Origin of the sequence: Burkholderia pyrrocinia (assembly GCF_022809715.1) — a bacterium.
Lineage (GTDB): Bacteria > Pseudomonadota > Gammaproteobacteria > Burkholderiales > Burkholderiaceae > Burkholderia > Burkholderia pyrrocinia_C.
The window spans coordinates 2249426-2264127 of record NZ_CP094459.1; the positions used below are offsets into that span (position 1 = coordinate 2249426).

The 14702-nt window shown below is 67.8% G+C and carries 11 protein-coding genes; 8 read left to right on the forward strand and 3 right to left on the reverse strand.

Going from position 1 to position 14702, the window contains the following annotated elements; genetic code table 11:
• Position 1: 1 nt before the first annotated feature.
• Positions 2 to 712, reverse strand: coding sequence for a 2-C-methyl-D-erythritol 4-phosphate cytidylyltransferase (ispD, locus tag MRS60_RS10450; RefSeq protein WP_243564661.1), 711 nt, complete (start codon positions 710 to 712; stop codon positions 2 to 4).
• Between the two features lie 107 nt (positions 713 to 819).
• Between ispD and mfd the strand changes: the two genes are divergently transcribed.
• The 4 genes from mfd to MRS60_RS10470 all read left to right on the forward strand — a co-directional run bounded on the left by mfd (position 820) and on the right by MRS60_RS10470 (position 7295).
• Positions 820 to 4290 (forward strand): transcription-repair coupling factor, encoded by a 3471-nt coding sequence (mfd, locus tag MRS60_RS10455; RefSeq protein ID WP_243564662.1) that lies wholly within the window; start codon positions 820 to 822, stop codon positions 4288 to 4290.
• A 94-nt stretch (positions 4291 to 4384) separates the two neighbouring features.
• A complete protein-coding gene (gene argE, locus MRS60_RS10460) occupies positions 4385 to 5605 on the forward strand; it encodes an acetylornithine deacetylase (protein ID WP_131948644.1) in 1221 nt (406 codons plus the stop codon).
• A 60-nt stretch (positions 5606 to 5665) separates the two neighbouring features.
• Entirely contained in the window at positions 5666 to 6685 is a 1020-nt protein-coding gene (locus MRS60_RS10465; protein ID WP_034181170.1) for a threonine/serine dehydratase, read from the forward strand.
• A gap of 145 nt (positions 6686 to 6830) precedes the next feature.
• Positions 6831 to 7295, forward strand: a complete 465-nt coding sequence (locus tag MRS60_RS10470) for a DUF3574 domain-containing protein (protein ID WP_243564663.1) — start codon at positions 6831 to 6833, stop codon at positions 7293 to 7295.
• Positions 7296 to 7382: 87 nt separating this feature from the next.
• Here the strand turns inward: MRS60_RS10470 and MRS60_RS10475 are convergent, their stop codons facing one another.
• Positions 7383 to 9905, reverse strand: coding sequence for a penicillin-binding protein 1A (locus MRS60_RS10475; RefSeq protein ID WP_243564664.1), 2523 nt, complete (start codon positions 9903 to 9905; stop codon positions 7383 to 7385).
• Between the two features lie 443 nt (positions 9906 to 10348).
• Here MRS60_RS10475 and MRS60_RS10480 point away from each other — a divergent pair, with 443 nt between their 5' ends.
• The 4 genes from MRS60_RS10480 to MRS60_RS10495 all read left to right on the forward strand — a co-directional run bounded on the left by MRS60_RS10480 (position 10349) and on the right by MRS60_RS10495 (position 13719).
• Positions 10349 to 11029 (forward strand): PspA/IM30 family protein, encoded by a 681-nt coding sequence (locus tag MRS60_RS10480; RefSeq protein ID WP_243564665.1) that lies wholly within the window; start codon positions 10349 to 10351, stop codon positions 11027 to 11029.
• 79 nt (positions 11030 to 11108) lie between these two features.
• Positions 11109 to 12269, forward strand: a complete 1161-nt coding sequence (locus tag MRS60_RS10485) for a tetratricopeptide repeat protein (RefSeq protein ID WP_243564666.1) — start codon at positions 11109 to 11111, stop codon at positions 12267 to 12269.
• 233 nt (positions 12270 to 12502) lie between these two features.
• Positions 12503 to 12934, forward strand: coding sequence for a large conductance mechanosensitive channel protein MscL (mscL, locus tag MRS60_RS10490; protein WP_034181166.1), 432 nt, complete (start codon positions 12503 to 12505; stop codon positions 12932 to 12934).
• 338 nt (positions 12935 to 13272) lie between these two features.
• Entirely contained in the window at positions 13273 to 13719 is a 447-nt protein-coding gene (locus MRS60_RS10495) for a hypothetical protein (RefSeq protein ID WP_027784713.1), read from the forward strand.
• 66 nt (positions 13720 to 13785) lie between these two features.
• On the opposite strand, the gene MRS60_RS10500 is transcribed toward MRS60_RS10495, so the two are convergent.
• Positions 13786 to 14679: an NAD(P)-dependent oxidoreductase gene (locus MRS60_RS10500; protein WP_175749942.1), complete on the reverse strand. Its 894-nt coding sequence runs from the start codon at positions 14677 to 14679 to the stop codon at positions 13786 to 13788.
• Positions 14680 to 14702 lie beyond the last annotated feature (23 nt).

The window sequence follows — 14702 nt, forward strand, 5'->3', positions numbered from 1 at the left end:
GTCAGGTGGATTGCGGGGCGCGCGCGAGGATCGCTTCCGCGAGCGCGAAATCTTCCGGATACGTGACCTTGAAGTTGCGCAGGCTGCCCTGCACGACGCGCGGCGTGTGGCCCGCCCATTCGATCGCGCTCGCTTCGTCGGTCAGGTCGTGCCCTTCGCGCTGCGCGCGCAGGATCGCCTCGCGCAGCATGCCGATGCGGAACATCTGCGGCGTCTGCGCCTGCCACAGCGCGTCGCGCGACTCGGTGCGCGCGATCGCGTCGCCGCCGGCCGGTACGCGCTTGAGCGTATCGGCCACCGGCAGTGCGACGATACCGCCGACCGTGTCGTCCTTCAGCGTCGCGACGAGCGTACGGATCAGCTCCGGCGTGATGCCCGGGCGCGCGGCATCGTGCACCAGCACCCAGTCGTGGTCGGTCGCGCCGAATTCGGCCAGCCCGAGCAGCCCGTTCAGCACCGACGCCTGCCGCGAGCCGCCGCCGCAGCGGCGCACCGCGAAGCGCAGGCCCGCGAAGCGGCGCGCGTCGAAATGGGAATCGTCGGGCGCGAGGACGACGAGCGTCTGCGCGAATTCGCTGCACGCGTCGAACGCGGCGAGCGTGTAATGCAGCAGCGCGCGGCCGGCCAGCGTGCGATATTGCTTCGGCACGGCCGAACCGGAGCGGCTGCCCGTGCCGGCACAGGGAATCAGGGCGAAAAGTCGGGGAGTCACGAAAGGAAACGCCGGAAAGGTGAAATCGAGAAGCGGATTTTATAATAGGTCTTTCGTCTCGACCGGCGCACCGCGATGCGCCCGTGCACGCCACCCCTGCCGTCCCTATGCCAGATAACGCTTCCACCCTGTCCGCCTCGCCCGTTGCCCGCGTCAAACCCGGCCAGCGCTTTGCCTTCGACGGCGCGCACGGTTCCGCCGACGCGCTCGCCATCGCCCGTTATCTTGCCGACAACCGCCGGGACGTGCCGCTCCTCGCGGTGATCTGCGCGAACGCGGTCGACGCGCAGCGGCTTTCGCAGGAAATCCGCTACTTCTCGCCCGATGCGCGCGTGCGCCTGCTGCCGGACTGGGAAACGCTGCCGTACGACACGTTCTCGCCGCACCAGGACCTCGTGTCCGAGCGGCTCGCGACGCTGCACGACCTCGGCGAAGGCCGCTGCGACATCCTGCTCGTGCCCGCCACCACCGCGCTGTACCGGATGCCGCCTGCGTCGTTCATGGCCGCGTACACGTTCGCGTTCGCGCAGGGCGAACGGCTCGACGAGGCGAAGCTGAAGGCGCAGCTCACGCTGGCCGGCTACGAGCACGTGAGCCAGGTCGTGCGGCCCGGCGAATACTGCGTGCGCGGCTCGCTGATCGACCTGTACCCGATGGGCTCGCCGCTGCCGTACCGGATCGACCTGTTCGACGACCAGGTCGACTCGATCCGCGCGTTCGACCCCGACACGCAGCGCAGCCTCTACCCGGTGCGCGACGTGCGCCTCTTGCCCGGCCGCGAGTTCCCGTTCGACGAAGCCGCGCGCACGGCCTTCCGCAGCCGCTGGCGCGAGACCTTCGAAGGCGACCCGAGCCGCGCGCCGATCTACAAGGACATCGGCAACGGCGTGCCGTCGGCCGGCATCGAGTATTACCTGCCGCTGTTCTTCGACGAAACGGCCACGCTGTTCCACTACCTGCCGCAGGACGCGCACCTCGTGTTCACCGGCGATCTCGAAGCGTCGATCCGCCGCTTCACGGCCGATACGAAGCAGCGCCACGCGTTCCTGTCGCACGATCGCGAGCGGCCGATCCTGGAGCCGCAGCGGCTGTTCCTGTCCGACGAGGATTTCTTCGCGTTCGCGAAGCCGTTCGCACGCGTCGTGCTGCCCGCGCAACCGGCCGGCGGCTGGGCGACCGCGCTGCCCGAGCTCACCGTCGACCGGCATTCCGACGATCCGCTCGCGTCGCTGCGTACGTTCGTCGAATCGTCGGGCAAGCGCGTGCTGCTGACCGTCGAATCGGCCGGCCGCCGCGAGACGATCCTGCAGTTGCTCGCCGAGCACCATCTGCGGCCGGTGTCGAACGACCATTTCGCCGGCTGGCTCGCGAGCGACGAACGCTTCGCGCTCGGCGTCGCGCCGCTGTCGAGCGGCTTCGCGGTGCCGGGCGAAGGCTACGCGATCGTCACCGAGACCGAGCTGTACGGCGCGCTTGGCCGCCGCGCGGGCCGTCGCCGGCAGGAACAGGCCAGCAACGTCGACGCGATGGTGCGCGACCTGTCGGAGCTGAAGGTCGGCGACCCGGTCGTCCACGCGCAGCACGGCATCGGCCGCTACATGGGCCTCGTGTCGATGGATCTCGGCGAAGGCGAAACCGAATTCCTGCATCTGGAATACTCGGGCGACAGCAAGCTCTACGTGCCCGTCGCGCAATTGCACGTGATCTCGCGCTACAGCGGCGCCGATCCCGACAGCGCGCCGCTGCACGCGCTCGGCTCCGGCCAGTGGGAGCGCGCGAAGCGCAAGGCCGCGCAGCAGATCCGCGATACGGCCGCCGAGCTGCTGAACCTGTACGCGCGCCGCGCGGCCCGCGAAGGCCACGCGTTCGCGCTCGACCCGCGCGACTACGTGAAATTCGCGGAAAGCTTCGGCTTCGAGGAAACGCCCGACCAGGCTGCCGCGATCGCGGCTGTGATCGGCGACATGACGAGCGGCAAGCCGATGGACCGCCTCGTATGCGGCGACGTCGGCTTCGGCAAGACCGAGGTCGCGCTGCGCGCCGCGTTCATCGCGGTGATGGGCGGCAAGCAGGTCGCGCTGCTGTCGCCGACCACGCTGCTCGCCGAGCAGCACACGCAGACCTTCGTCGACCGCTTCGCGGACTGGCCGGTGCGGATCGTCGAGCTGTCGCGCTTCAAGACCACGAAGGAAGTGAATTCGGCGATCGCGCAGATCAACGAAGGCAGCGTCGACATCGTGATCGGCACGCACAAGCTGCTGTCGTCGGACGTGCAGTTCAAGCGCCTCGGCCTCGTGATCATCGACGAGGAACACCGCTTCGGCGTGCGCCAGAAGGAAGCGCTGAAGGCGCTGCGCGCGGAAGTCGACGTGCTGACGCTCACCGCAACGCCGATCCCGCGCACGCTCGGGATGGCGCTCGAAGGGCTGCGCGATTTCTCGGTGATCGCGACCGCGCCGCAGAAGCGGCTCGCGATCAAGACCTTCGTGCGCCGCGAGGAGGAAAGCGTGATCCGCGAGGCGATGCTGCGCGAGCTGAAGCGCGGCGGCCAGGTGTACTTCCTCCACAACGAGGTCGAGACGATCGAGAACCGCAGGGCAATGCTCGAGGAGCTCGTGCCCGAGGCGCGCATCGTGATCGCGCACGGCCAGATGCACGAGCGCGAGCTCGAGCGCGTGATGCGCGATTTCGTCGCGCAGCGCGCGAACGTGCTGCTGTGCACGACCATCATCGAGACCGGCATCGACGTGCCGAGCGCGAACACGATCATCATGCACCGCTCGGACAAGTTCGGCCTCGCGCAGCTCCACCAGTTGCGCGGCCGCGTCGGCCGCTCGCATCACCAGGCCTATGCGTACCTGCTGGTCCACGATCCGCAGGCACTGACCAAGCAGGCGCAGCGCCGGCTGGAAGCGATCCAGCAGATGGAGGAACTCGGCTCGGGCTTCTATCTCGCGATGCACGACCTCGAGATCCGCGGCACCGGCGAAGTGCTCGGCGACAAGCAGTCGGGCGAGATCCACGAGATCGGCTTCCAGCTTTATACGGACATGCTGAACGACGCGGTGAAGGCGCTGAAGAACGGCAAGGAGCCCGACCTCACCGCGCCGCTGGCCGCGACGACGGAAATCAACCTGCATGCGCCCGCGATCCTGCCGGCCGACTACTGCGCGGACGTGCAGGAGCGGCTGTCGCTGTACAAGCGGCTCGCGAACTGCGAGCACGGCGACGCGATCGACGGCATCCAGGAGGAACTGATCGACCGCTTCGGCAAGCTGCCGCCGCAGGCGCACGCACTCGTCGAGACGCACCGGCTGCGCATCGCCGCGAAGCCGCTCGGCATCGTGAAGATCGACGCGAGCGAAGCCGCGATCGGGCTGCAGTTCGAGCCGAATCCGCCGATCGATCCGATGCGGATCATCGACATGGTGCAGAAGCACCGGCACATCAAGCTCGCGGGCCAGGACAAGCTGCGCATCGAGACGCGCTCGCCCGATCTCGCGATCCGCGTGTCGACGATCAAGGAAACACTGCGCGCGCTCGCGCCGAAGCAGGGAGCGGCCGCCGCGGTGCGCTGAGGGCCGCGGCGATGCTGCACCGCACCGCGCCCGGCGCAGGCGGGCCGGCGCGTTTTTGAGTATGATTTTCCCATTCATCAGACGGAGTTTTGCCATGTCCACTCTCGACGCGACGGCGCCGTCCGCCGCAACCCAAGGCGATGCATCGCTGGTCAGTCTGCCCTGGGTCAAGCAACTGGTGTCGATGGACACGACGAGCCGCGTGCCGAATCTCGGCCTGATCGAAACGGTGCGCGACGCGCTCGCCGCGAAAGGCATCGTTTCGACGATCACGCACGATCCGCGCGAAGGCTGGGCAAACCTGTTCGCGACGGTGCCCGCGCACGACGGCTCGACGAACGGCGGCATCGTGCTGTCCGGGCATACCGACGTCGTGCCGGTCGACGGCCAGCAATGGGACAGCAACCCGTTTGCGCCGGAAATCCGCGACGGCCGCCTGTACGGCCGCGGCACCTGCGACATGAAGGGCTTCATCGGCACGGCGCTCGCGCTGTTGCCCGAGATGCAGGCGACGAAGCTCGCGAAGCCGATCCATTTCGCGCTGTCCTACGACGAGGAAATCGGCTGCGCGGGCGCGCCGCTGATGATCGCCGACCTCGTCAAGCGCGGCGTGCAACCGTCCGGCTGCATCGTCGGTGAGCCGACCAGCATGCGGCCGATCATCGCGCACAAGGGCATCAACGCGTACCGCTGCTGCGTGCGCGGCCACGCGGCGCATTCGTCGCTGACGCCGAAGGGGCTCAACGCGATCGAGTACGCGGCGCGCCTCATCTGCCACATTCGCGACATCGCCGAGCGCTTCCGCGCCGAAGGCCCGTTCGACGAGCTGTACGACGTGCCGTTCACGACCGCGCAAACGAGCACGATCCAGGGCGGCAACGCGATCAACACGGTGCCGGCCGAATGCCGGTTCGACTTCGAGTTCCGCAACCTGCCGACGCTCGATCCCGAGCAGATCTTCACGCGCATCGAAGCATATGCGCAGGAAACGCTGCTGCCGCAGATGCTTCGCGAGCATCCGAATGCCGCGATCGAGTTCTCGAAGATCGCCGCGGCGCCCGGCCTCGACGCGACCGAACAGGCCGCGATCACGCAGCTCGTGCGCGCATTGACCGCCGACCAGGACAAGCGCAAGGTCGCGTACGGCACCGAAGCCGGCCTGTTCGAACGCGCGGGCATCCCGAGCGTCGTGTGCGGGCCCGGCAACATCGAGCAGGCCCACAAGCCGAACGAATATGTCGAGCTCGCGCAGCTCGCCGGCTGCGAGCAGTTCCTGCGCAAGTTCATCCGCAGCATGTCGGTCGACGCGCACTGACTGCCTCCCGCCACGCCGGCCCGCGTGTGCGGGCCGGCCCACTCCGCCACCCGCCACGTCATGTCGACTGAACAGCAGGGCACTGCCCATACGACGATCGACGGCGAGCCGATTCCGACGCTCGACGAAATCGCCGCGCAGCATTTCGCGTTGTCGCCCTGGGTCGCGCGCACGCCCGTGTTCGAACGCGCCGACCTGCCGTCCCTCGAGGGCACGCACGTCAATTTCAAGTTCGAACTGCTGCAGGTGAGCGGCAGCTTCAAGGCGCGCGGCGCATTCACGCACCTGCTCGCGCTCGACGAGGCACGCAAGGATGCCGGCGTCACCTGCGTGTCGGCCGGCAATCATGCGGCGGCCGTCGCGTATGCGGCAATGCGGCTCGGCAGCAGCGCGAAGGTCGTGATGTTCCATACCGCGAGCCCGACGCGCATCGCGCAGTGCAAGCAGTACCGCGCGGAAGTCGTGCTCGCGGGCAGCGCATCACAGGCGTTCGATCTCGTGCGGCGGATCGAGGCCGAGGAAGGCCGCTTCTTCATCCATCCGTTCAACGGCTATCACACGATCCTCGGCACCGCGACGCTCGGCTACGAATGGGCGACGCAGACACCCGACCTCGATGCGGTGATCGTGCCGATCGGCGGCGGCGGGCTCGCGGCCGGCATGGCGACCGCGCTGCGGCTCGCGAATCCGCGCGTGCACGTGTACGGCGTCGAGCCGGAAGGCGCCGACGCGATGAGCCGCAGCTTCGCGGCGAATCACACGATCAAGATGAGTGCGATGCAGACGATCGCGGATTCGCTGATGGCGCCGCATACCGAGGAATACAGCTACCAGCTGTGCCGGCGCCACGTCGACCGCATCGTGACCGTGTCCGACGACGCGCTGCGCGCCGCGATGCTGTTCCTGTTCTCGCACCTGAAGCTGTCGGTCGAACCGGCTTGCGCAGCCGCACTCGCCGCGCTGCTCGGCCCGCTGCGCGAAACGCTGCAGGGCAAGCGCGTCGGCGTACTGCTGTCGGGCACGAACACCGACCCCGGCACGCTCGGCATGCATCTCGCGCACGCGAAACTGCAGCACTGACCACACGCCGGGCGCCGGCGAACCGACCTAGGGTTATCCCCAGATTATGTTGACAGCCCTGTTGATAACCCGCCGAACAAGCACGCAAGTGGTTGAGCGCGCAGCGTTTTGCGCGCACGAAGGTCGTCGGACGCGAAATGAGCAAATGCGGCCGCTATGGGCTGCAATCTGGCGGCGCCGCGCGCGGCCGCTGATCGCCGCCGCGGCGATTGCACTGCTCGCCGGTTGCGCGGCACCGCCCTCGCCCGTCGCCGACGCGCAGCCTGCCTGCACGCAGCCGGGCGCGAGCCGGATGTTGCAGGCCGACCTGCTGTTCGGGCGCGATATCGCGGGGCGCGGCCCCGTCACCGATGCGGAACGCGCCGCGTTCCTCGCCGACACCGTCACGCCGCGTTTCCCCGACGGCCTCACGTACTGGGACACGCACGGCCAGTGGCGCGACCGCGCGACCGGCAACATCACGCGCGAAGACAGCTTCGTGATCCGTATCATCGCCGACGATACGCCCGACACGCACGCGCGGCTCACCGCGATCCGGCACGCGTACGCGGAGCGGTTCCATCAGGAGTCGGTCGGCATCACGTTCGTGCCGGCCTGCGCGTCGTTCTGATTCCGCGTCTCCCGCTACCTGCCGGCAGCGTGCAAAAAAACGGGCGCCCGAAGGCGCCCGTCGCATGCCGGAACAGCGGCGTACCGCTTACTTGCTCTCGAACATGTCCATGATCTGCTGCTTCTCCTGCGCCGTGACGGGCGGCGGCGTGAGCCCTGCCGCGCCCGCCGAGCCGAGTGCGTCGTTCGCGCTGATCGCGTTCTCGGCCGGATTGATGTCGACGTTCCCGACGAAGCCGTTGCCCGGCGTGCGATCGGCGTAGTACAGCTCGCCGTCGAGCGAGGTCAGGCCGTCCGGCATCGGCATCTGCTGCTCCGGCACGCCGTTCAGCGCGGTGCGCATGTAGTTCACCCAGATCGGCAGCGCGAGCTGAGCGCCGAATTCGCGGCTGCCGAGGCTCTTCGGCTGGTCGAAGCCCATCCACGCGACCGCGACGAGCGACTGCTGGTAGCCGGCGAACCAGCCGTCCTTCGCGTCGTTCGTCGTACCCGTCTTGCCCTGCATATCGCTGCGGCCCAGTGCGTTGGTGCCCGCGCCCGTGCCGGCCGTCGCAACCGTATGCAGCAGGCTGTTCATCACGTATGCGTTGCGTCCTTCGATCGTGCGCGGCGCGGTGCTGCCCGCGATCACCGGCTGCGACTTCTGCAGTGCCTGGCCGCGCGCGTCGTCGACTTCGGCGATCAGGTACGGATCGACCTTGTAGCCGCCGTTCGCGAACACCGCGTAGCCGGTCGCGAGCTGCAGCGGCGTCACGAGGCCCGCACCGAGCGCCATCGGCAGGTACGGCGGCGTCTTCGCGGGATCGAAGCCGAAGCGCTGCGTCACGTACTGCTGCGCATACTGCGTGCCGATCGATGCGAGGATCCGGATCGACACGAGGTTCTTCGAGCGCTGCAGGCCGGTGCGCATCGTCATCGGGCCGTCCGGCTGGTCGTCGTCCTTCGGCTCCCACGCGGTGCCGCCCGGCACGCTCGGCGGGAAGTACAGCGGCGCGTCGTTGATGATCGTCGCCGGCCCGAGGCCCTTGTCGAGCGATGCCGAATAGATGAACGGCTTGAACGACGAGCCCGGCTGCCGCCATGCCTGCGTCACGTGGTTGAACTTGCTCTTGTTGAAGTCGAAGCCGCCGACGAGCGAGCGGATCGCGCCGTCCTGCGGCGCGATCGCGACGAGCGCGCCTTCGACCTGCGGCAGTTGCACGACCTGCCAGCCCGTCTTGCCGTCCTTCAGCACGCGCACGACCGAGCCAGGCTTGATGCGCAGCGCGTTGTTCGCGCGGGGCCCAAGTGCGGCCGACACGAAGCGCAGCCCGGCCGGGCCGATCGTCGTCGTCGCGCCGCCGACGAACTGCACCTCGACCGCGTTCGGCGAGGCCGACAGCACGACCGCCGACTGCAGGTCGCCGTTGTCCGGGTGATCGGCGAGCGCATCGTCGATCGCCTCGTCGCGGTCGTCGCCGGCCGCGGGCAGGTTGATCGACGCTTCCGGCCCGCGATAGCCGTGGCGGCGCTCGTAGTCGAGAATGCCGCGACGCACGGCCTGGTACGCGGCTTCCTGGTCGGCCGAGTTGATCGTCGTCGTGACGGTCAGCCCGCGCGTGTAGGTTTCGTCCTTGTACTGCTGGTACATCATCTGTCGCACCATCTCGGCGACGTATTCGCCGTGCACCGCGTACTGGTTGCCCGGCGTGCGCACGTGGATCTCTTCCTTCACGGCCGCGTCGTACTGCGGCTGCGTGATGTAGCCGACCTCGAGCATGCGCTTCAGGATGTATTCCTGGCGCACCTTCGCGCGCTTCGGATTCACGACCGGGTTGTACGCGGACGGCGCCTTCGGCAGCCCCGCGAGCATCGCCGCTTCCGCGAGCGTGATGTCCTTCAGGTCCTTGCCGAAATAGACCCGCGCGGCGGCCGCGAAGCCGTACGAACGCTGGCCGAGATAGATCTGGTTCATGTACAGCTCGAGGATCTGGTCCTTCGTCAGGGCCTTCTCGATCTTGTACGCGAGCAGCATCTCGTAGATCTTGCGCGTGTAGGTCTTCTCGCTCGACAGGAAGAAGTTGCGCGCGACCTGCATCGTGATCGTGCTCGCGCCCTGGCGCGCGCCGCCGTGCATCAGGTCGGCGACGCCCGCCCGCAGGATGCCGACGAAATCGACGCCACCGTGCTCGTAGAAGCGGTAGTCCTCGATCGCGAGCACCGCCTTCTTCATCACGTCCGGAATGTCCTGGAAGCGCACCAGGCTGCGGCGCTCCTCGCCGAACTCGCCGATCAGCACGTGATCGGCCGTGAACACGCGCAGCGGCACCTTCGGCTGGTAGTTGGTCAGCGCATCGAGCGACGGCAGTTGCGGCGCCATCACGACCAGCGCGTAGCCGACGATCAACGCACCGACGATCGCCAGCGTGGCGAACAGGCCGGCGAACCACAGCGCGACGCGCGAACCGAACGTTCGACGCCCCCCGCCGCCGCTGCGCTGTGCGCGGCGGCCGTCGTCGCGATGGTCGCGATCGTCGTCATCGGGGTAATAGGCTCCGGACGGTGAACGGCGCAGCGTGTAGTGGGGTTCGTTCCTGTCGGAAGAAGAAGGTGGTCGTTTGATAATTGGCATGTCGGAATGGCGGGCGTACGTGGCGCCCTCGGACGCATGCGGAAATGCAAGCGGATGGATCAGAGCGGGTGCATCGAGATGCGACTGTCACGTCGACAGACCCCGCCGCGCGGCGATCCGTTCCCGCGACGTGACAGCGCATTTTAATGAAATCGACCGGGTGCCTTCGCGATTTTTTGTAAAAATTCCCGCAACGCCGTGATTTGCGGAACGTATTGTCGGCATCCTCGGCCTATCATGGACACGCAATATGGTGCGCGCGGCCGATTTTCTTTCAACCGCGAAAGGTTTGTCATCCCGATACGCAAGCCGCTTGAACTCACGCGTTTAAGCCGTATTTAAGTGAACCGGTGGTGTAATATCCGCCGGCTCACGCGGGTTGCAACCAACACGCGGCGGGCATTGCCGCGGTTACGCGGCGCCTTTCAACCACGGAGGATTTCATGTCGCTTTTCGACTCTGTTTCGCGCACGATCAAAGGCCTGCTGAACGATGCGGCCGATTCGGTACAGGATCCGTCGCGCGACGCACGGCAGATCGTGCGGGAGCTCGACGACAGCATCGGTCGTGCCGAAAATTCGCTGATCGAGATCGAGGCGCAGGTCGCGACCCAGCGCAGCAAGCGCGATGCGGCCGACGACAAGGTAAAGAAGTACGAAGACGGCGCGAAGCGCGCGCTGCAGTCCGGCGACGAAGCGCTCGCACGCGAGGCACTGGCCGCGCAGGCGAACGCGGAAGCCGAGCGCGACGCGCTCGCGGCCGAGCTGACGACGCTCGAGCCGTCGGTCGACAAGCTGAAGGGGCAGATCGCCGACATGCGCCAGCGCCGCAACGACCTGAACGCGCGCTCGAACATCCTGCAGGCCAAGCAGGAAATCGCGCAGGCGAAGGATGTCGCGGCAAGCGCCCTGGGCGGCATCGGCGGCAAGAACCTGTCCGAGGACTTCCAGAAGCTCGAGGACAAGGTCGCACTGCAGAACGCACGCTCGGACGCGCGCCTCAATTCGGCCGACACGTCGAGCGGCAAGGCGCTCGACGACAAGCTCGCCGCACTGAACAAGGGCCCGTCGGTCGAGGATCGCCTCGCCGCGCTGAAGAAGCAGCTCGACACGCCCGCGCAGTAACGGCAACCGCGCCGCGGCCCGCCCGGGCACGCGGCGCGAACCGATCGTCAGGAGACGGGCGCCTGCGCCCGGTTCGACCATGAAGAAATCTCTCGCCGCACTCGGCCTCTCGCTGATGCTGCTGTCGTCCGCCGCGTTTGCGGTACCGTCGCTGCAGCAGGTCGAGCAGTCGATCGCCCAGCGCAACTGGCAACAAGCCGACACGCAGCTGTCGCAAGTCATCGACGCCCATCCGAACAACGCGCACGCGCGCTACCTGTATGCGCAGGTGCTGGACCGCGAAGGCCGCGCGTCCGACGCGCTCGCGCAGCTGCAGCGTGCGAAGTCGCTCGATCCGCAACTGCGCTTCACCGACGCGTCGCGCTTCGCGCAGACGGAGTCGCGCATTCGTGCGGACGCCGCGCGCGTGAGCGGCAACGCGCCGTCGGCCACACAGGCCGGCACGCTGCAGCCGTCGCTCGCGCCCGCCGTCGCGCCGGCCGAAAAACACGGCCCGTCGACCGGCATGTGGATCGGCCTCGGGCTGATCGTCGCGGTGATCGCGCTGGTGCTGCGCTGGACGCTGCGGCGCGCGCGCACGGCCGACAACAGCCGCGCCGACGACGAACGCCGCACGCAGCTCAAGCGTGCGACCGACGTACTGAACGACATCCGTCCGCTGAAACTCGACGCGAAGCTGTCGACGGCGCCCGGCGCCGCGGCGCTGATGGGCGAACTCGAAGCGATCGAGACCGACGCGCGCACGCTCGTCGAGGCGCTGGCGAACGGCAAGAATCCGATGCCGCCGTATCAGGTCGACGAACTCGAGCAGCGTCACGCGAGCGTGAAGGCACGCGTCGAAGGCCGACCCGATCCGGCCGCGCAACCCGCGCCGCCGGCGAACGGCAGCGGCTCCGTATACGCGCAGGAAGCCGATCGCATGACGGGCGCGCAGGGCCAGCCGTATCCGCAACAGCCCTACCCGCAACAGCAGCCGCCCGTCGTGATCCAGCAAGGCGGCGGCGGTTTCGGCGGCGGGATGGGCGGGCTGCTGACCGGCGTGCTGCTCGGCGAGGCGATGTCCGGCGGCCGCGAGCGCGTGGTCGAACGCGACGTGATCGTCGACGGCGAGCACCGCCGGCAGGATGCCGACCCGGGCTTCGACCTCGGCCGCGGCGACGCGTCGAACTGGAGCGACAGCGGCAGCGGCAACGTCGATCTCGGCAGCAACGACGACGGCTGGACGGACGACAACACCTGACCCTGCGCGGCGCGTCGACATTCCCGTCGACGCGCCGCAACACACGCCACGCTCCCCTGCATGACCGGCCGCGCCGACGCGCGGATTTGTCAATCATTTCAAGATGGACTACCGGCAATGGGGAGCGTTCGCTATCATGCGGCCATCGGCGTGCCACCGACCCTCATTCGACGCAATACAAGCCTGCGCGTCGCGGCACGCCTCCTCTGGCACCAACAAGGAGAAAGCCGCTCATGAGCATCATCAAGGAATTCAAGGAGTTCGCCGTCAAGGGCAACGTGATGGATCTCGCCGTCGGCGTGATCATCGGCGGCGCCTTCTCGAAGATCGTCGATTCGATCGTGAAAGACCTCATCATGCCGGTCATCGGCTTGCTGACGGGCGGCCTGGATTTCTCGAACAAGTTCGTTCTGCTCGGCACCATCCCTCCGACGTTCAAGGGTAATCCCGATTCGTTCAAGGACCTGCAGACGGCCGGTGTCGCCGCGTTCGGCTACGGCTCGTTCATCACCGTGGCGATCAATTTCGTCATCCTCGCGTTCATCATTTTCCTGATGGTGAAATTCATCAACAAGCTGCGCAAGCCGGAAGAAGCCGCGCCGGCCGCGACGCCGGAAGACACCGTGCTGCTGCGCGAGATCCGCGATTCGCTCAAGCAGCGCTGAGCCGCTGAGCGCCCCGCCTGTCAGGCCCGCCCCGTGCGGGCCTTTTTATTGCGCACGCCATGCGCCGCCCGCCGCATGCAGCCTGTCTCATTTTTTTGTGACGCGCGAATGCACGCGCGGGGAAAGCGGGTCTATGATGGAGACTAAACGACAGTACGGGCGCCAAGACGCTGGCTGTGTCGATCATGGCGAGCAGGTCGACGGGAGACATTGATCGTCGTACTGCACGAATGCAGCATTTTCGTGTGCTATAAAGGATCGACATGCGGCGTACATAGCCGGGAGTGGGTCGCATGAAAGTGCCGCATTTCTTGCAATTGTTTTTGAGGCGAGTGTTTATGTCCTTCCCGAAAAAACGTCGGCGTGCCCAACAGGATGGCCAGGAGTCATTCCTCGCGGTGTTGCGTCACTCGAAACCTTTCGCCCAGCTCGACACCAAGATTGCCCGCGCCCGTGCGCAGGACGAACCCGTCCTCTACGCGCATGTGCTGCCCGGTCTCGACGTGCTCCTGTGCAGCGTGCGCGGCGCACAGCCGCCCTATCCGGCCATCGCCGAGTTGCGCAAGCGCTGCATCGAATCGATCGCCAACGCGCTCGAGCAGCCGCTGGACGGCCTCGAGAACGGCGGGTACTGGTACGAAGCGAACGGCTTCGGCTTCCTGGTATTCGCGAGCCGGGCACGCGCGCGCATCCTGCCCGAGTTTGGTGCAGGCACGAAAGCGAGCCTGCGCGGCGGGCTCGGTCGCCAGAACGCCGGCGACACGACACCACGCTCCCTCGGCTGAACCGCCAGTCATTCGATGGGCCGCCTCCGGGCGGCCCATCTGCCATTCACGCGCGCCGCTTGCCCGTCACGCGGGCTGCCGACGCCCGTTGCCGGGCCGAACGATATCGATGAACGCGGCGAAATCGGCGCCGGCGAGCCCCTGCGCGGCGCCGAGCCGCAGCACCTGCTGCACGGTGGCCGACACGGGCATCACCGCCCCCGTGTCGCGCGCCGCGTCGGCGATCGCATCGACGTCCTTCTGGAATGTGCTCAGCGCGCCGATCGGCGCGTGACCGCTCGACGTCATGCGCGGCACGAACGTCTGCAGCAGCACCGAATCGGCCCAGCCGCCGGCCAGCGCCTCGGCCAGCCGCGCGGCGTCGATGCCGCTCGCCTGCGCGAGGCCGACGGCCTCGGCGATCGCAGTCACCGTCGCGGTGACGATCGCCTGGTTGCACAGCTTCGCCGTCTGGCCCGCTCCCGCGTCGCCCATGTGCGTGATGCGCGACGCGTACGTGCCGATCAGCGGCCGCACCGCGTCGAGATCGGTCGCGCGGCCGCCGGCCATCACCGCGAGCGTGCCGGCCTGCGCGCCCGGCACGCCGCCCGACACGGGCGCATCGACCCAGCCGGCGCCGAGCGCGGCCGCGCGCGCCGCGTAGTCGCGCGTCGCGGCAGGCGGAATGCTCGAATGATCGACGATGCGCCGCAGGCGGCGCGCCGCCGCGTCGCCGGAAAGCAGCCCGTGCTCGCCGAACACGACGTCGCCGACCGCACGCCCGTCGAGCACGCACACGAATACCGTATCGACGCGTTCCGCCAGTTCGCGCGGCGTGCCGACCACCTGCGCGCCGTCCTTCACGAGCGCCTCGGCCTTGTCGCGCGAGCGATTCCACACGCTGACCCGATGCCCGGCCGCCAGCAGATGGCGAATCATCGGCGCGCCCATCAATCCCGGTCCGCAAAATCCGACTTCCACGATATTCCTCGTCTCCGATATGG